This is a genomic window from Sphingomonas oligophenolica, assembly GCF_039522915.1.
Taxonomy (GTDB): Bacteria; Pseudomonadota; Alphaproteobacteria; order Sphingomonadales; family Sphingomonadaceae; genus Sphingomonas; species Sphingomonas oligophenolica.
Map to the genome: position 1 here is coordinate 23,551 of NZ_BAAAEH010000067.1, position 16,784 is coordinate 40,334.

General features: G+C 64.4%; 16 protein-coding genes. 9 read left to right on the top strand and 7 right to left on the bottom strand.

What is annotated here, in order from left to right:
* Window positions 1-6: 6 nt before the first annotated feature.
* The 3 genes from ABD050_RS28575 to ABD050_RS28585 form a co-directional block, all read right to left on the bottom strand.
* Complete coding sequence (locus tag ABD050_RS28575) at window positions 7-1,449, bottom strand: lipopolysaccharide biosynthesis protein (RefSeq protein ID WP_343893049.1); 1,443 nt, start codon at window positions 1,447-1,449, stop codon at window positions 7-9.
* A gap of 62 nt (window positions 1,450-1,511) precedes the next feature.
* Window positions 1,512-4,271, bottom strand: coding sequence for a DNA polymerase I (gene polA / locus ABD050_RS28580; RefSeq protein ID WP_343892984.1), 2,760 nt, complete (start codon window positions 4,269-4,271; stop codon window positions 1,512-1,514).
* A gap of 60 nt (window positions 4,272-4,331) precedes the next feature.
* Window positions 4,332-5,513, bottom strand: a complete 1,182-nt coding sequence (locus ABD050_RS28585; RefSeq protein WP_343892985.1) for a serine hydrolase — start codon at window positions 5,511-5,513, stop codon at window positions 4,332-4,334.
* Between the two features lie 191 nt (window positions 5,514-5,704).
* On the opposite strand from ABD050_RS28585, the gene ABD050_RS28590 reads away from it, so the two are divergent.
* Together ABD050_RS28590 and ABD050_RS28595 are read left to right on the top strand one after the other, a co-directional pair.
* Entirely contained in the window at window positions 5,705-5,938 is a 234-nt protein-coding gene (locus ABD050_RS28590) for a hypothetical protein (protein ID WP_343892986.1), read from the top strand.
* 57 nt (window positions 5,939-5,995) lie between these two features.
* Entirely contained in the window at window positions 5,996-7,543 is a 1,548-nt protein-coding gene (locus ABD050_RS28595; protein ID WP_343892987.1) for a hypothetical protein, read from the top strand.
* Window positions 7,544-7,637: 94 nt separating this feature from the next.
* Here the strand turns inward: ABD050_RS28595 and nadB are convergent, their stop codons facing one another.
* The 3 genes from nadB to ABD050_RS28610 are packed head-to-tail and all read right to left on the bottom strand — an operon-like array spanning window position 7,638 to window position 10,743.
* Window positions 7,638-9,218, bottom strand: coding sequence for an L-aspartate oxidase (gene nadB / locus ABD050_RS28600; RefSeq protein WP_343892988.1), 1,581 nt, complete (start codon window positions 9,216-9,218; stop codon window positions 7,638-7,640).
* Window positions 9,219-10,142 (bottom strand): ABC transporter ATP-binding protein, encoded by a 924-nt coding sequence (locus tag ABD050_RS28605; RefSeq protein ID WP_343892989.1) that lies wholly within the window; start codon window positions 10,140-10,142, stop codon window positions 9,219-9,221.
* Between the two features lie 37 nt (window positions 10,143-10,179).
* On the bottom strand, window positions 10,180-10,743 hold the full coding sequence (locus tag ABD050_RS28610) for a hypothetical protein (protein WP_343892990.1): 564 nt from the start codon (window positions 10,741-10,743) through the stop codon (window positions 10,180-10,182).
* A 97-nt stretch (window positions 10,744-10,840) separates the two neighbouring features.
* On the opposite strand from ABD050_RS28610, the gene ABD050_RS28615 reads away from it, so the two are divergent.
* Window positions 10,841-11,074, top strand: a complete 234-nt coding sequence (locus ABD050_RS28615) for a zinc-finger domain-containing protein (RefSeq protein WP_343892991.1) — start codon at window positions 10,841-10,843, stop codon at window positions 11,072-11,074.
* Window positions 11,075-11,093: 19 nt separating this feature from the next.
* The gene (tldD, locus tag ABD050_RS28620) at window positions 11,094-12,524 is read left to right on the top strand and encodes a metalloprotease TldD (RefSeq protein ID WP_343892992.1); all 1,431 of its coding nucleotides are present in this window, start codon (window positions 11,094-11,096) and stop codon (window positions 12,522-12,524) included.
* Here tldD and ABD050_RS28625 read toward each other — a convergent pair.
* A complete protein-coding gene (locus ABD050_RS28625) occupies window positions 12,521-12,856 on the bottom strand; it encodes a hypothetical protein (protein WP_343892993.1) in 336 nt (111 codons plus the stop codon). The two genes, tldD and ABD050_RS28625, sit on opposite strands and share 4 nt — an antisense overlap.
* Window positions 12,857-12,908: 52 nt before the next feature.
* Between ABD050_RS28625 and ABD050_RS28630 the strand changes: the two genes are divergently transcribed.
* From ABD050_RS28630 to ABD050_RS28650, 5 genes are all read left to right on the top strand, one after another.
* A complete protein-coding gene (locus tag ABD050_RS28630; protein WP_343892994.1) occupies window positions 12,909-13,853 on the top strand; it encodes a DUF5996 family protein in 945 nt (314 codons plus the stop codon).
* 118 nt (window positions 13,854-13,971) lie between these two features.
* Window positions 13,972-14,523, top strand: coding sequence for a pyridoxamine 5'-phosphate oxidase family protein (locus tag ABD050_RS28635; protein ID WP_343892995.1), 552 nt, complete (start codon window positions 13,972-13,974; stop codon window positions 14,521-14,523).
* Entirely contained in the window at window positions 14,523-14,726 is a 204-nt protein-coding gene (locus tag ABD050_RS28640) for a putative signal transducing protein (RefSeq protein ID WP_343892996.1), read from the top strand. Before ABD050_RS28635 ends, ABD050_RS28640 begins: the two co-directional genes overlap by 1 nt.
* 144 nt (window positions 14,727-14,870) lie before the next feature.
* A complete protein-coding gene (locus tag ABD050_RS28645) occupies window positions 14,871-15,209 on the top strand; it encodes a P-II family nitrogen regulator (RefSeq protein ID WP_343892997.1) in 339 nt (112 codons plus the stop codon).
* A gap of 14 nt (window positions 15,210-15,223) precedes the next feature.
* The gene (locus tag ABD050_RS28650) at window positions 15,224-16,687 is read left to right on the top strand and encodes an ammonium transporter (protein ID WP_343892998.1); all 1,464 of its coding nucleotides are present in this window, start codon (window positions 15,224-15,226) and stop codon (window positions 16,685-16,687) included.
* The last annotated feature ends 97 nt before the right edge of the window (window positions 16,688-16,784 follow it).

Here is a 16,784-nt window from a genome sequence, read left to right on the forward strand (position 1 = left end):
AAGCGCTCAGGTGGGGAGCGTCGCTTCCTCGATCTTGGGCAACTTGGTAAACAGCGCGCGGTCCTCGGGCCCGAATGCCCAGCGGAACAGCACGAACAGATAGCTGGCGCAGATCGCCGGGATGCCGATCAGCAGCTCGGCCCATTCGAATCGCTTGGGCAGGGCAGTAAAGGCAGTGCCCACCATGATCGCGGTCAGCGCTGCCCAGACCAGCGGCAGGCGCAGGCCCGACACCCGTGCCTTGAGCAGGCGCGACAAATAGGTCGACTTGATGATCGAGGTGATCCCGACCGACGTGAACAGCGCGATGGCCGGCCCCGCCGCCTGATAGTTGGTGGGCCAGCCCATGCCGCGCATGATCAGGATCAGCGCGAAGCTGAGGCCGATCTGGAAGCACAGCATCCCGATCGAGATCATCAGATTCTGCACGCGCGCGATATAGATCAGCGCCGATTCGGAAACCGCGCCCGTCGAGGCGGCCGCCTCCGCCGTCAGCAGGAAGCCGAGCGCCGCGGTGCCGGCGACGAATTGGGGCCCGACCACGCCCATCACCGCTTCGCCGGGGATCGATCCCATCAGCGCCAGCCCGACCTGCGCCGCGAGAATCCAGAACCCTACCTGGCGGACCTGGTTGGCAACCGCCTCGCGGTCGCCCCGCGCCAGGCTCGAAGTGATCACCGGTCCGAGGATCGGATCGAAGCTGGTCTTGAGCTTGCCCGGGATCGAGGCGACCTGCTGTGCCATATAATAGATGCCGACGATCTTCGGCTCGAACATCACGCCGAGGATGAAGCGATCGACATTGCGCGTGCCCCATTCGATTGCGTCGGCGCCGGCGAGCGGCGCGTTGCGGCGGGCGAGCGCGAACAGCCTGCCGACATGCGGCGTCCAGCCACGCGGCAAGCCATAACTGCGAAAAAACGGAATGAGCGACGCGATCAGCGCTGCCGTCATCGAACACATATAGGAGAGGATGAGGCCGTCATGCAGCGAGATGAACGAGAAGATCCAGGCGCCAGCGCTGATCGTCCAGGGTTCGACGATCGCGCGCGCGTTCACCGTCGCCTGCACGTTGCGGCGATAGGCAAGCGCTGCGAGGCTCACATCGGACCAGGCGACCGCGAAGACGATGCAGGGCAGCCATGGCTCCATTCCCTCGACCTTGCTGTCGGGGTACATCACCTGCGGGAAGGCGATCAGCAGGGCGCTGAGCAGGATCGAGACGACGAACACCACCGTCATCGCATCGGCGACGACATGGATATGCGGCCGGTCGGTCGAGGAGAGCGCCTGCGCCAGCCCGCGCTTCAGCCCGAGCGTCGCCAGCAAGGCGGCGAGCTCGACGACGACGACGGCGAGCGCGAATCGCCCGACCAGATCCGGCCCGTAGATGCGCCCGGCGATGAACAGAAAGGGGAGGCGCGCCGCGAGCCGCAGCAGGAACCCCATGATGTTGGTCCGTCCCCCCTTGGCCAGCGCGTTCAGGTCATCCGGGATACCGTCAGCTACGGTCAATGCGCCGCACCCCAGCTTGCGCCGACACCGATCTCGATGCCGAGCGGCACGCTGAGTGTGATGGCGGGCTCGGCCGCAGTCGCCATGACGCGCTCAATCACCGGCCGCGCCGCGTCGACATCGCCTTCGGGCAGCTCGAACACCAGTTCGTCATGCACCTGGAGCAGCATGCGGACATGCGGCAGCCCGGCATCGGCCAAGGCCGGCCCCATTCGCACCATCGCGCGCTTGATGATGTCGGCGCTGGTGCCCTGGATCGGCGCATTGATCGCGGCGCGCTCGGCCCCCTGGCGCTCATGCTGCACTTTGGACTTGATCCGAGGGAAATGCGTCTTCCGGCCGAACAAGGTCTCGGTATAGCCCTTGTCGCGCGCCTTTTCGGTGGTCTCGACGATATAGTGGTTGATACCCGGGAAGCGCTCGAAATAGCGGTCGATCATCCCCTGCGCCTCGTCCGCCGTCACGTCGAGCCGCCCGGCCAGCCCCCAGCGCGAAATGCCGTAGAGGATCGCGAAGTTGATCGTCTTGGCGCGGCCGCGGGTGTCGCGATTGACCTCGCCGAACAATTCCTGTGCCGTCATGCTGTGGATGTCGGCGCCGCTGGCAAAGGCTTCCTTGAGCGCGGGGACATCGGCCATATGCGCTGCCAGCCGTAGCTCGATCTGCGAATAATCGGCGGCAAGCAGCACGTTGCCGGGTTCCGCCACAAAGGCGTCGCGGATCTGGCGGCCGATCTCGGTACGGATCGGGATGTTCTGGAGATTGGGGTCAGTCGAGGAAAGCCGCCCGGTCTGGGCGCCGGTCAACGAGTAGCTGGTGTGGACGCGGCCGGTCTCGGGGTTGATCTGCGCCTGGAGCGCGTCGGTGTACGTACTCTTCAGCTTGGAGAGCTGGCGCCAGTCGAGCACCCGCGCTGCAATCACCTTGCCGGGTGAGTCCTTGTCCGCGGCGATCCGTTCGAGTTCGGTGACGTCAGTCGAATAGACGCCTGACTTGCCCTTGCGGCCGCCCTTGATGCCCATCCGCTCGAACAGCACGTCGCCCAATTGCTTGGGGCTGCCGATCGTGAAGGGCCCGCCGGCAAGGCCGTGGATCTCGGTTTCGAGCGCTGCGATCGAGTGCGCGAACTCAGTCGAGAGCTGGGCGAGCTTCTCGCGATCGACCTTGACGCCGTGCCGCTCCATCCGCGCGATCACCGGGGCGAGCGGACGGTCGACCATCTCATAGATCCGGGTCGCGCCCTCGGCGACGAGCCGCGGCTTGAAGCGCCGCCACAGCCTGAGCGTCACGTCGGCGTCCTCGGCGGCATAGCGGGTGGCCGCCTTCAGATCGATCTCGTTGAAGCTTCGCTGGCTCTTGCCGGTGCCGACGACGTCCTTGAAGGCGATGCAGCTGTGCGAGAGGTGAGTCGCCGCGAGCTCGTCCATGCCGTGGCCGTGCAGGCCGGCATCGAGATCGAAGCTCATCAGGATCGTGTCATCATGCGGCGCCACGTCGATGCCGAGCCGGCCGAGCACGATCATGTCATATTTGAGATTATGCCCGATCTTGAGGACGGCTGGGTCCTCGAACAGCGGCCCCAGCTTCTCCAGCGCGATGGCGGGCGTGAGTTGATCGGGCTTTTCCGCGAACAGCCCGGTGCCGCCATGCGCGAGCGGAATGTAGCAGGCCTTGTTCGGCTCGAGCGCCATGCTGATCCCGACCAGCTCGGCGCGCGTCGCATCGACGCCGGTGGTCTCGGTGTCGATCGCGATCCAGCCCTGGGCGCGCGCCTTTGCGATCCACGCATCGAGTGCCGCCACGTCGACCACCGTCTCGTAGCCGTCATGGTCACAGGGCGGGTCTTCCTCCTGTGGTACGCTCTTCGGCGCCTCGACCGGGGCATCGGCGACGGCGGAAAGCTTGGCGAGCAGCGACTTGAAGCCGTGATGTTCGAGGAAAGCGCGCAGCGGCGCTTCGGGAATGCCCTGCAGCGCGAGCTCCTCGAGCGAATCCTTCAGCGGCGCGTCGTCCTTCAGCGTCACCAGCACGCGCGACAGGCGTGCATTGTCGGCATGTTCGATCAGATTGTCGCGCAGCTTGCCCGGCTTCATCGACGGCGCGGCGGCGAGCACGCCTTCCAGGTCGCCATGTTCCTGGATCAGCTTGGCGGCGGTCTTCGGGCCGACGCCGGGCACGCCCGGCACATTGTCGACGCTGTCGCCCATCAGGCCGAGCACGTCGCCGAGCCGGTCAGGCATCACGCCGAACTTCTCCAGGACATGTTCGGGCCCGAGCCGGCGGTTGTTCATCGTGTCGTACAGGTCGAGCCCGGGCTCGATCAGCTGCATCAGGTCCTTGTCCGAGCTGACGATCGTGACTGACCAGCCCTCGCGCAGCGCGGCCTTGGCATAGCTCGCGATGATATCGTCGGCTTCGAGCCCCTCTTCCTCGATGCACGGCAGCGAAAAGGCGCGCGTCGCATCGCGGATCATCGGGAATTGCGGGATCAGATCCTCGGGGGGCGGCGGGCGCTGGGCCTTGTACTGGTCGTACAGCTCATTGCGGAAAGTATGGCTCGATTTGTCGAGGATCACAGCCATATGAGTCGGCCCGTCGGCCTTGTGGAGCTCGTCGGCGAGCTTCCACAACATGGTGGTATAGCCATAGACCGCGCCGACCGGCTCGCCATGCACGTTCGTCAGCGGCGGAAGCCGGTGATAAGCGCGGAAGATATAGCCGGAACCGTCGACGAGATAGAGGTGGTTGGACGCCATTGCCGGGGGATAGCAGCGTGAGGCGCTTGCCCCAAGCCCGTCGCGATTAATTCGCTGTCATCAACGCTCGGGCGCGGTGCTGCGCCCCGCCGAGGCGAGGCTCTGACCCCCATTGTTGCTCGCGACCACTGCCATCACCACGCCCTGCATCAGCGCCTGGCGCTCGGGAATCGACTTCGGCGTGTCGCCGATCATCACGGCGATCGCATAGCTGTGGCCATCGGGCGCCATCAGCAGCCCGACATCATTATAGCCGGCGGTGCGCGATCCGAGATCCTGGCCGGTGCCGGTCTTGTGGCCGAAGCTCCAGCCGGCGGGCACCGCGCCATGCATCCGCTGCTTGCCCGTCTTCGACGATTCCATCGTCCCGATGAGAAGGTCAGTCGAATCCTTCGACAGCAGCTCGCCGCGCTTGAGCTTGGCGAGCGCGCCGGCAATCGCTTCCGGTGCGGCGCCGTCCGGCGGATCGGCGACATAGCGCTCGAACGCCTGGATCCGCGCTGTCTGGGGCAGGCGAGCGCGGGCGCGGGTAAAGGCGTTGCCGAAGGCGAATTCGGGCTTCCATTCGAGCCCGGCGGTCGCGCTCTGCAGCAATTTCTCGCCCGGGCCGAAGCGGATATCGCCCAGCCCCTTGCGACGAATGAAGTCACGGACCGCCGCAGGGCCGCCGACATAGCGCAGCAGCCGATCGTTGCAGGTATTGTCGCTCATCGTCAGCGCGCGGTGCAGCAGCTCGCCGATCGTGGTGTGATAGCCGTCGCCCTTGATCAACGCTGCGACCGGCTGGTGGAACAGGGTGAAGTCATCCTTGGTCAGGACGACCGGATCCTCGAGCCTGAGCCGCCCCGAATCGCGATAGTCGAGCACCGTCATCGCCACCCACAGCTTGCTGACGCTCTGCTGCGGCAGGCGGATGTCGCCATTGCTGTCGACCGTCCATCCCTGGTCGATACTGCGCACCGCAATGCCGACCCGGCCATTGAAATTGCGGGTGAGCATCGAGATGTTGGAGACAAGCGCCTCGGGTGCCCTGATCGGTCTGGGTGTGGGCGCCGGTACGGGAATCACCACGCTATAGGCTGGCGAAGGCATCGGTATCGGCCGGGGCGCGGCCGGCGCGCCGATGGCGATATGAGTTCGGGTGTCATGGCCGCACGCGCAAAGGGCGGCGGCGAGCAGGATTGCCGCTGCCGGCTTTGGAAGATGAAATGGTAGAATCTGAGTCACCAAATAAAGCCCCATCCCCCTTCCTACACCATTAGACACGGAATCTCCTTGCGGAATCCCTATCGCTCGAGCGTTGCGGTGAAGCGAACAGGGCGCGCGGTAAAGCGGTCCTTGGACCCGCGCTCCAGCCTGCTGATTTCATTAGAGAGTTCGACGACGCTGCCGGATGGCCTTTCGCCGCCTCAGATATCGCGGCGCTCGATCACATGGTTGATCTCGAAAGCGGCGTCGCCCGGCCGGATATAGACACAGAAATTGCGTCGTTTCGAATCGCCGCAGCCGACCGCCAGCGCGCTCGCCTTGATGGCGCCGGACAGCCGCAGCGTGATGATCGGCGATACGGCCAGGCCGATCCCTCAGCGCCAGGCGCTGATGAAGGCGGTGGTGGAAGCAGTGATAGCCAATCATCGCGCACCGTCTCCCCGGAACGTCAGAAATAATCAACTGACTGTAACTGGGGAGTTGTTTCGATCAGATCCGGCCTTAAGACGGGCGCCGTGAGCGGCGTAGCAACAGCCTGCGATGGTCGCCCGTTTCGAGGGATAACAGCGTATATTTGGGCGCGCTGGTGGCCGGGGATTCTCGCCACAACCGTTTATTTCCTCTTGTGCATCCTCAAATCAGGTCCGATCGGCCTTTTCACCGGCCACACATGGCAGCATTGGGCCGATCAGAGCGCCTATTTGCGATCCGCCCAGGCCTTTGCCTCGGACGACCTGTCGCCCGCCAGCCACTGGTACCCGCTGCTTTATGCATTTATTGCCGCGCCCTTCGTCTTCGTGCTGCCCAACAATCCGTTTCTGCCGGTTGACCTGATCTGCGTCGGTATCATGGCGCAATCAGTTGCCCGGGTGGCCGGCCATCTCGGCGTCAAGCCCGGAACGGCGCTGCTTATCCTCCTTGCCACCGTACTGTGGCCAAGCGAATTATGGCATAGCTGGGTGCAGCCTTGGACAACGACGCTGTCGGCCGCGTTGATCTGGTGGTTGATGGCAAAGACCGGCGATATCGCGGTTGGGCGGATGCCGATCCGAATGCGCGACGCCAGCGCGATGGGGCTCGGCGCCGCGATGATTCCGCTGACCAGGCCCACGGATGCCGTGGTCGTTCTGTTCTTGGGGGGATATTCGGCATTTGCTCTTGCTCGGCACCGCCTGCTCGAGTGGCGGTTGGTCTTGGCTGCGGGGCTCGGCGCGACTCTGATCCTTGGCGTTTATGCGCTGCTCCATCTTTCAATCTACGGCCCCAACAACACCGATTATGTGCGCATGTCCGCCGATGTTGGGTTCTCCTTCGCGACGCTTGGTTGGAAAGCGTCCGTCCTGTTCATCGATCCGGAGCCGTGGTTTCCAAGCGGCAGGGCTTTGCTTAGCCGAATGCCCTGGGTATTTCTTGGGCTCTGCGGCAGCCTTTTCACGCTCGCGACCCGCGATGATGCGGCGCAGCGCGGGTATGCGGCATGCCTGCTGTCAGCGGCGGCCGCCTATACGCTGATCCTCGTCGCTTATATCGATCTTCTGCCAAGCGGACTGTGGCAATATGGCAATATCCATTATTTCAAATGGATATTGCCACTGCTGGGCATCATGGCATGGATCCTGATACGCGATGCGAAATCCCGTCCGCGGATAGCGACCGCCACCGTGCTGGCAATGATTGCGGCAACGGGATTTCGCGTCATGCCCGTCCCTGCGAGAACGGATGAGGCGGCGCGTCGGATCGATTTCGCCATTCCGCGCCGCCTCGATTGGGCGAGAGTGTACTTCGCACGCTCGGTCATCGCGGAAGACGGGCGCCTCCAGCGTAATATTTTCGACTATCACCAGCTTCCGGATGGAAGAATCGTCCATGCGATTGCCTTGCGCAATGATTTCGGCGCACACGCACGCTGGTATGGCGGGAGCGTGCGTCAGGTGCGCTGGCTGGCGGCCGGACTGGGAACCACCCCCCTTGCGGGGCAATGGCCGCTAACCCCGATCGCGCGTTGGAAGACGCAGCTCATATGGGCGCCTCCTTGCTGGATTTTCGGTTGCGGCCCAAAGTGAATATTCACCCCCGCTCCGCCCGCGCCCAGCTGCCATGCCAGCGCAGCGCCCATCACTGCCCACGACGCGCGGTCGCGGATCGGCAGATCCCCGGTTACGGGACGAGGATCGTATCCACTGCCTCGGGCAGCATCTCCGGATAATCGAGCGTATAGTGAAGCCCGCGCGATTCATGGCGGTGCAGCGCGGAACGGACGATCAGGTCAGCGGTCTGGAGCAGGTTGCGCAACTCGATCAGGTCGGGCGTCACCCGGAAATGGCCGTAATAGTCTTCGACTTCGCCGGTCAGCAGCTTGATCCGGTGCTGCGCGCGCTCGAGCCGCTTGGTCGTCCGGACGATGCCCACATAATTCCACATGAAGCGTCGGATCTCGGTCCAGTTCTGCTTGATGACGACTTCCTCGTCGGAATCGGCGACCCGGCTTTCGTCCCAGGGACGGATCGCGGGCGGCGGCGGCAGCGCGTCCCAGTGCGCGGCGATGTGCCGCGCGGTCGCCTCGCCGAACACGAAGCATTCGAGCAGGGAGTTGGAGGCGAGGCGGTTGGCGCCGTGCAGCCCCGATTCGCTGCATTCGCCCGCCGCATAAAGCCCGGGAAGATCGGTACGGCCGTCAAGGTCGATCACGATCCCGCCACAGGTATAATGCTGCGCCGGTACGACCGGGATCGGCTCCTTCGTCATGTCGATGCCGAGCCCGAGCAGCTTTTCGTGGATATTGGGGAAATGCTCCTTCACGAACTCGGGGCCGCGATGGCTGATGTCGAGATGGACATAATCGAGCCCGAGCCGCTTGATCTCATGGTCGATCGCCCGCGCCACCACGTCGCGCGGGGCGAGCTCGGCCCGCTCGTCGAAATCGGGCATGAAGCGATAGCCGGTTTCCGGAATCAGCAGGCGGCCGCCCTCGCCGCGCACTGCCTCGGTGATCAGGAAATTCTTGACCTCCAGATTATAGAGGCAGGTCGGGTGGAACTGCATGAATTCCATGTTCGACACGCGGCACCCGGCCCGCCAGGCCATCGCGATGCCGTCGCCGGTCGCGCCGCGCGGCGCAGTCGAGAAGAGATAGGTCCGCCCTGCCCCGCCGGTCGCGAGGATGGTGGCACGGGCAGTGAACAATTCGACACGGCCGGTGGTGCGGTTGACGGCATAGACGCCCCAGACATTGCCCGCGCCCGAATAGCGCTCCTCATGCCGGCTGGTGGCGAGGTCGATCGCGACCATGTCGGGCACCAGGGTGATGTTGGGATGCGCCTCGGCAGCGGTCTGCAGCGCGACCTGAACCGCCCAGCCGGTCGCGTCGTCGACATGGACGATGCGGCGATGGCTGTGCCCGCCCTCGCGGGTCAGGTGCGGCGCATTGCCGTCCATGCTGAACGGCACACCGAGCCGGGTCAGCCGCTCGATCGCGCGCGGTGCCTGCTCGACGACGAATTCGACGGTGGCGCGGTCATTGAGTCCCGCGCCGGCAATCATCGTGTCCTCGATATGGCTCTCGAACGTGTCTCCCGGCTCGAGCACAGCTGCGATCCCGCCTTGCGCCCAGGCAGTCGATCCCTCGTTGAGGCCGCCCTTGGCAAGGACCGTCACCTTGAACCGGTCCGCGAGGTTGAGGGCAGCGGTGAGGCCGGCGGCGCCGGAGCCGATGATCAGGACGTCGGATATATGGGTCATTTACGCATTTGACGCCCGTGTGAGGTTCAGGAACACGTCCTCGAGATCGGCCTCGCGGGTCGAAACGTCGACGATACCATATCCGTCAGCCTGGACGGCGGCGAGCACCTCGCCGGCATTCACCTTGTCCTTGGCATAGGTGATGGCGAGGGTACGCGTGCCCTTGAGCTCGATCTTCTGGAAGCAGGTCGCCTGGGGTGGCGTCGCGACGTCACGATCGACCGTGACCTCGACCAGCTTCTCGGTCGCCATGCCGACCAGTTCGCGGGTCGGCTTGTTGGCGATCACCCTGCCATGGTTGATGATCGCGATCCGGTCGCACAGCTGCTCGGCTTCCTCGAGATAATGAGTCGTCAGCACCACCGTCACGCCCTGTGCGTTGAGCGACCGGACATAAGCCCAGAGCTGCTGGCGAAGCTCGATATCGACGCCGGCGGTCGGTTCGTCGAGCACCAGCACCGGCGGCGAATGGACCATTGCCTTGGCCACCATCAGCCGCCGCTTCATCCCGCCCGAGAGCGTGCGCGCATAGGCGTTGGCCTTGTCGTCGAGATGCACTGCGCGAAGCAGCTCCATCGAGCGCCTTTTCGCCTTGGGCACGCCGTACAGCCCTGCCTGGATCTCGAGCGTCTCGAATGGCGTGAAGAAGGGGTCGAACAGGATCTCCTGGTTGACGATCCCGATCGACACCTTGGCGTTGCGCGGGTGCTGGTCGATGTCGAAGCCCCAGATCGAGGCCTTGCCGCTTGTCTTGTTGACGAGGCCAGCCAGGATATTGATCAATGTCGACTTGCCGGCGCCGTTCGGGCCGAGCAGCCCGAAGATCGTGCCGCGCGGCACCTCGAACGAAACGTCATCGAGCGCGCGCTTGCCGCCCGCATAGGTCTTGCACAGACCCTCGATTGCAATCGCTGCTTCGGTCATATGGGCGGGCCTTAGGCCGAATGGCGCCGGTGGCAAGTCACTTTGCTTCCACGGCGGTGAGGGTCTGTTCGGTTTTCAACGTGATATTGGCGACATGATCCGTGACGACGGCGCGCACGATGTAGGCCCCGAGCGGATCCTTGTCTTCGATGCGCAGTCCGAGCGACGCGTCGGACAGGAACAGGATATTTTTCGCCGGTGGTTTCTTCATCCATACCGGCGCATCCTTCGCGGTCGAATATTCCTCCGAGCCCTTGTCCTGCGGGCCGATGACATGGAAATCGGCTGTCACGTTGCAATTGCCGGCGGCGTCGGCCTTGCAGCCGGTGAAAACCAGGAACGTGAAGATCGGTGCGTTGCGGACCGTTTCCGTCGTCGTCGTCAGATTCGCACCCGGCGTCGATGTTTCCCATTCGGCGTGAAAGCGGTCCTGGTTGTCCGACGCCATCTGAATTACCGCGAACCCGCCGCTCTCGGCCTGTCTGGGGCTTGGTGCGGCGGGCTTACCGTCCTGCATCAATTGCGCTGAGGCGGCATTGGCCGCCATCAGCAGGGCCGCCGCGATGCCGACACATCGTAAATTCATCCCGACCCCCTTCATGATCCGTCCAACCTGCGGGAGGATCAATGCGATTGGCAAGCCCGAGCAGGCAAAGGAGGCGATTGAAGCGGCGGCCCGGCCTTGCTATCCGCGCGTCATGATCGCCCCGCCCGAAACCCTCCGCGTCAGCCACAGTCGTGTCGCCTGTGACGGCGCCAGCGACATTCCCGGCGGTGCCGCCCTCGGCCATCCGCGCGTGTTCCTCCAGATCGACGAGCTTGGCTATGTCGATTGCGGCTATTGCGACCGGCGCTTCGTGCTGATCGGCGGCCCGGCGGACGGCGTCGACCAATCGACATTGCCTGATCATCCTGCTGGCGCCAGCATTTAAGCCCCCTATATTGCGGGGCATGACCAGCCTCTCAGACCCCCGCTCCTTTCTCTATCATGATGGCCAGCTCGATCCCGCCGAGGCGAAGCGCCTCACGGCGTCAGCGCTCGCCAAGGCCGATGATGGCGAACTTTATCTCCAGTATCGCAAGTCCGAAGCATTCGGGTTCGATGACGGCCGGTTGAAGACCGCCTCCTATGACACGCATTCCGGCTTCGGCCTGCGCGCCGTCTCGGGCGAGACCACCGCCTTTGCCCATGCCAATGAGTTGAGCGCCGCCGCGATCGGCCGCGCCGCCGGGACGATGGCGCTGATCGATCCGTCAGCGAGCGCCAAGGCGCCGCCGCCGCGCGCCACCAACCGCCATCTCTACACCGATAGTGATCCGCTCGACCTCGTCCCCTTCGCCGACAAGGTGAATCTCTGCCAGACGATCGATGCCGCCGCCCGCGCGCGCGATCCGCGGGTGGCGCAGGTTTCGGTGTCGCTGATGGGCAGCTGGAGCGTGGTCGAGATCGTCCGCGCCGACGGCTTCGTCGCGACCGACATCCGCCCGCTGGTCCGCCTCAACGTCTCGATCGTGGTCGAGCAGAATGGCCGGCGCGAGACCGGGAATTTCGGGATGGGCGGCCGCTATCTCTACAATGATCTGATGCAGCCCGAGACCTGGAACCGTGCGATCGACGAGGCGCTTGCCCAGGCAGTGGTCAATCTCGATTCAGTCGCTGCCCCCGCCGGCGACATGACCGTGCTGCTCGGGCCGGGCTGGCCCGGCATTCTCCTCCATGAGGCGATCGGCCACGGGCTCGAAGGCGATTTCAACCGCAAGGGCACATCGGCCTTTTCGGGCCGGATCGGCGAGCGCGTCGCAGCCCCCGGCGTCACCGTGATCGATGACGGCTCGATCGCCGACCGGCGCGGCTCGCTCTCGATCGACGACGAGGGCACGCCGACCCAGGAGAACATCCTGATCGAGGACGGCATCCTCAAGGGCTATATCCAGGATCGCCTCAATGCCCGCCTGATGGGCGTCGCGCCGACCGGCAATGGCCGTCGCGAGAGCTTCGCCCATGCACCGATGCCGCGCATGACCAACACCTTCATGCGCGCCGGCAAGGACGATCCCGCCGAGCTGCTCGCACGGATGAAGAACGGCATCTTCGCCAAGAGCTTCGGCGGCGGCCAGGTCGATATCGTCTCGGGCAAGTTCGTCTTCTCCTGCACCGAGGCCTATCTGGTCGAGAACGGCAAGCTCGGCGCCCCGATCAAGGGCGCGACCTTGATCGGCGACGGCCCGAGCGTGCTGACCAAGGTGACTGGCATCGGCAATGATTTCGCGCTCGACGAAGGCGTCGGCATGTGCGGCAAGGGCGGGCAGAGCGTCCCGGCAGGCGTCGGGCAGCCGACCCTGCTGGTCAGCGGGCTGACAGTGGGCGGTACGGCGGTTTAGCGGACCAGCGCCGATTGGAGCACGAGGCCGGTCGCCACGATCACCATCACGATCGACCAGCTCTCCATTGGCAACGACATGAATTTATGCGGCGCCCGGTACAGGAACCGCCGCATGAGCGTGGCGGGCGGCGCGTAACCGCGTCGCTTGACATTCAACCGCGTGCCGATCAGCCAGTTGACCGGCGCGGCAACGAGCAGGACGACGGCCCAGAACAGGCGCGTCCAGGAGGGCAAATGAGCCGCATCGGCGATCATGCCGATCATGATCGCCATCGCGACCACGGTCAGGAGTGTCAGAAACCCCCTGCCCTGCCACCAGAAAACAAACATCTCGCCCCTCCTAGGGTATGCTAGTGCGGGCGAGAGGCGACTACTAGGTGTCATGATGCAACCATCCGCACTTTGGCCCGAGCTTGACTGGCTCGAATGGCGCGAGACAGCGATCGGGCTCCAGCTCCGCGCGCAGATCATCGGCAAGGTCAGGCTCGCGCTGGCCCCGTGGCTCAATCACAGCTGGCACGTCCCGCTCTATCTCACCGCCCGCGGACTGACGACATCGCCGATCCCGTGCGGCCCCCGCATCCTCCAGATCGATTTCGATCTGATCGCTGATCGCCTCATCCTTGCCGACAGCGATGGTGCTGTCCGGACGATTGCTCTCGAACCGGGCGGCATCGCAGATTTCCACGCCGCAGTGGTAGCCGCGCTCGGCGACCTTGGCGTCAAGACGTCATTCGACGGCAAGCCGAGCGAAATGCCGGGTGCGCTCCCCTTTGCCGAGGATCATGAGGCCCGTCCCTATGACGGCGATGCGGCACGCCGCTTCTGGCGCGCGCTGGTCCAGGTCCAGCGCGTGTTCGGGACCTTCCGCACCGGCTTTCTCGGCAAGGCGTCCCCGATCCATCTTTTCTGGGGCAGCTTCGATCTCGCCTCGACGCGTTTCTCGGGCCGTGTCGCGCCGCGCCATCCAGGCGGCCTGCCTGGACTGCCCGATGCCGTGACGTGCGAGGCCTATAGCCATGAGGAAGCAAGCATCGGCTTCTGGCCCGGCAGCGACGCCTATCCGCATGCGGCCTTCTACGCTTATGCCTATCCCGCGCCCGCCGGCTATGCCGAGGCGAAGGTCGAACCGGCCGAGGCAGCCTATAATGCGGAGATGGGCGAGTTCCTCCTGCCTTATGATTCAGTGCGCAGCGCCGCCGATCCAGACAGGGCCCTGCTCGCTTTCTGCCAGTCGACCTATGATGTCGCCGCCGATCTCGGCGGCTGGGATCGCGCGAGCCTCGAATGCCCGCTCGGCCGGCCGCGCGTGCCGCGCGTGGTTTGAGCCGGCGAGGCTTGCCTTTCATTGTCGCCCCGGCGAAAGCGCAGCTCTCCTCGCTATGGGCGTCCCGCTCGATCGAGGGAGATGCCGACGTGCGCCGGCATGACGGGATGATGCTATCATGGCCGAATTCTTCGACGCTCTGACTGACGATCACCGGGCCTTTATCGGGCGCCAGCCGCTCTTTTTCGTCGCCACCGCGGCACCGGGCGCCCGGATCAACCTCAGCCCCAAGGGCATGGATTGCTTCCGCGTGCTGGGCGACAAGCGCGTCGCCTATCTGGATGTCGCCGGCTCGGGCAACGAGACCAACGCGCATCTCGCCGCCGATGGCCGGATCACCCTCATGTTCTGCGCATTCGACAAACCGGCGCTGATCTTGCGTATCTATGGCCGAGGCACCGCGATCCTGCCGCAGGACGATCGCTGGGCTGAGCTCGCGACTCACTTCACGCTCCTGCCCGGCACGCGCCAGATTTTCGAGATTGCGGTCGATCAGGTGCAGACGAGTTGCGGCTGGGGCGTGCCGCATCTGCGCTTCGAGCGCGAACGGGAGACGCTCAGCAAATATCACGCGACTCACGGCGACGAGGTACGCTTCGCCAAATATGCCGTGCGGACGAAGAGCATTGATGGCCTGCCGGTCCGCAATCCGACGCGCGTCATTTCCTGATGGCCCTTGTCGAAATTGGCCGGTTTGACCGGAACCTGGCTTTCATCCTGATTGGTCGCCTGGAATCAGAGGGGATTCCGGCGATCGCGCTTGACGGCAATGCGAGCATCGCCGACGGCAGCGCGCTGTTCATCCCGGTCCGCGTGATGGTGGATGACGAAGACGAGGCCGCTGCACGCAAAGTCATCGCTGACGCTGCCTGAATCTTAGGCAGCCCTTCGCAGCTGCACAAAATTTCACTTTTCGGTAATATTTACTTTCGGGAAATGACGCGGAATCGCGCCATTTTCGATTCTGGCACGACCATTGCTGTCTGCACCTTCGGGACAATAGCGAAAGGGGCGCCGGTGAAACTCATCATTGCCATCATCAAGCCATTCAAGCTCGACGAGGTCCGCGAGGCACTCACCGAGATCGGCGTCGCGGGCATGACCGTGACCGAGGTGAAGGGCTTTGGCCGACAGAAGGGCCAGACCGAAATCTACCGTGGCGCTGAATACAGCACCAACATGGTGCCGAAGATCAAGATCGAGGTCGTTTGCGCGGCTGATCTCGCCGCCAAGGTGGTCGAATCGATCCAGGCTTCGGCCAACACCGGCGCAATCGGCGACGGCAAGATCTTCGTTCTCGATGTCGGCCAGGCGGTGCGCATCCGCACCGGCGAAACCGATGAAACCGCGCTGTGAGTAAGGGGGCAGTGATGAAGCATGCATTGAAATACGCCGGCATCGCCGGTCTCGGGGCAGCGGCGATCTTCGCCGCCATGCCCGCCTGGGCGCAGGCTGCGGCAGCCGCTGCGTCGCCGATCCCGGCCGCAACCATCGACAAGGGCGATACCGCCTGGATGCTGACATCCTCGCTGCTGGTGCTGATGATGTCGGTACCGGGCCTGGCGCTCTTCTATGGCGGCCTGGTCCGCACCAAGAACATGCTGTCGGTGCTCACGCAGACGCTGATGATCGTCTGCATGGTCGCGGTGATCTGGGTCACCTATGGCTATTCCGAGGCTTTCACCACGGGCAGCGGCGTCACCGCGAAGTTCTTCGGCGGTTTCTCCAAGGCCTTTCTGATGGGGGTCGACGCGAACAGCAAGGCGGCCACTTTCTCGAACGGCGTGTACATCCCTGAATATGTGTACATCTGCTTCCAGATGACCTTCGCCTGCATCACGCCGGCACTGTACATCGGCAGTGTCGCGGAGCGGGTGAAATTCTCGCCGCTGATGCTGTTCACCGCGCTCTGGGTGACGTTCGTCTACTTCCCCATCGCGCACATGGTGTGGTGCTGGGATGGCCCGGACGCAATCGCCACCGCGGCGCTTGCCGGCAAGTCGGCGCTCGATGCCGCCAATGCCGATGCGGGCATGTTGTTCCAGTGGGGCGCGCTCGATTTCGCGGGCGGCACCGTGGTTCACATCAACGCCGGCATCACCGGTCTCGTGATGTGCCTGCTGCTCGGCAAGCGGATCGGGTTCCCGAAAGAGCCGATGCCGCCGCACTCGCTGACCATGACCATGATCGGCGCCAGCCTGCTGTGGGTCGGCTGGTTCGGCTTCAACGCTGGTTCAAACCTCGAATCGAACGGCGTCACCGGCGTCGCCTTCATCAACACCTTCGTCGCGACCGCCGCGGCCGGCATGTCGTGGCTGCTCGTCGAGCAGATCGTGCGCGGCAAGCCGTCGCTGCTCGGCGCAGCCTCGGGTGTGGTCGCCGGCCTCGTCGCCGTCACCCCGGCGTCGGGCTATGCCGGGCCGATGGGCTCGGTCGTGCTCGGTCTCATGGTGTCGCCGATCTGCTTCTTCTTCGTCAGCAAGGTGAAGTCGATGTTCGGCTATGACGACTCGCTCGACGTGTTCGGTGTTCACTGCATCGGCGGCATCACCGGCGCGATCATGACCGGCGTCCTCGACGCACCCTATCTGGGTGGCCAGGGCATCGCCGATTATTCGACCAAGCCCGGGACGATGATCGCCGGCACCTACGACATGGTCGGTCAGGTGATCACCCAGATCTGGGCGGTCGGTGTGACGCTGGCATGGTCGGGCATCGGTGCCGCGGTGCTGTTCATCCTGATCGACAAGACCTGGGGCATGCGCATCTCGGCAGAGAAAGAGGTCGAAGGCCTCGACATCACCGAGCATGGCGAGCGCGCCTATCATTATTGAAAGTTTGGGGCCGGCGAAGGCCGGCCCCTCACCTCGTTCCTCCTGCGGACGACCTAAGGCCGGTGCGGCAACGCACCGGCCCTTTTTTTCTCGTGCG

Coding starts and splice junctions, on each gene's coding strand:
- ABD050_RS28575 (WP_343893049.1), bottom strand. CDS start 1,449: ATGGGGTTCCTGCTGCGGCTCGCGGCGCGCCTCCCCTTTCTGTTCATC.
- polA (WP_343892984.1), bottom strand. CDS start 4,271: ATGGCGTCCAACCACCTCTATCTCGTCGACGGTTCCGGCTATATCTTC.
- ABD050_RS28585 (WP_343892985.1), bottom strand. CDS start 5,513: ATGGGGCTTTATTTGGTGACTCAGATTCTACCATTTCATCTTCCAAAG.
- ABD050_RS28590 (WP_343892986.1), top strand. CDS start 5,705: ATGGTTGATCTCGAAAGCGGCGTCGCCCGGCCGGATATAGACACAGAA.
- nadB (WP_343892988.1), bottom strand. CDS start 9,218: ATGACCCATATATCCGACGTCCTGATCATCGGCTCCGGCGCCGCCGGC.
- ABD050_RS28605 (WP_343892989.1), bottom strand. CDS start 10,142: ATGACCGAAGCAGCGATTGCAATCGAGGGTCTGTGCAAGACCTATGCG.
- ABD050_RS28610 (WP_343892990.1), bottom strand. CDS start 10,743: ATGAAGGGGGTCGGGATGAATTTACGATGTGTCGGCATCGCGGCGGCC.
- ABD050_RS28615 (WP_343892991.1), top strand. CDS start 10,841: ATGATCGCCCCGCCCGAAACCCTCCGCGTCAGCCACAGTCGTGTCGCC.
- tldD (WP_343892992.1), top strand. CDS start 11,094: ATGACCAGCCTCTCAGACCCCCGCTCCTTTCTCTATCATGATGGCCAG.
- ABD050_RS28625 (WP_343892993.1), bottom strand. CDS start 12,856: ATGTTTGTTTTCTGGTGGCAGGGCAGGGGGTTTCTGACACTCCTGACC.
- ABD050_RS28630 (WP_343892994.1), top strand. CDS start 12,909: ATGATGCAACCATCCGCACTTTGGCCCGAGCTTGACTGGCTCGAATGG.
- ABD050_RS28635 (WP_343892995.1), top strand. CDS start 13,972: ATGGCCGAATTCTTCGACGCTCTGACTGACGATCACCGGGCCTTTATC.
- ABD050_RS28640 (WP_343892996.1), top strand. CDS start 14,523: ATGGCCCTTGTCGAAATTGGCCGGTTTGACCGGAACCTGGCTTTCATC.
- ABD050_RS28650 (WP_343892998.1), top strand. CDS start 15,224: ATGAAGCATGCATTGAAATACGCCGGCATCGCCGGTCTCGGGGCAGCG.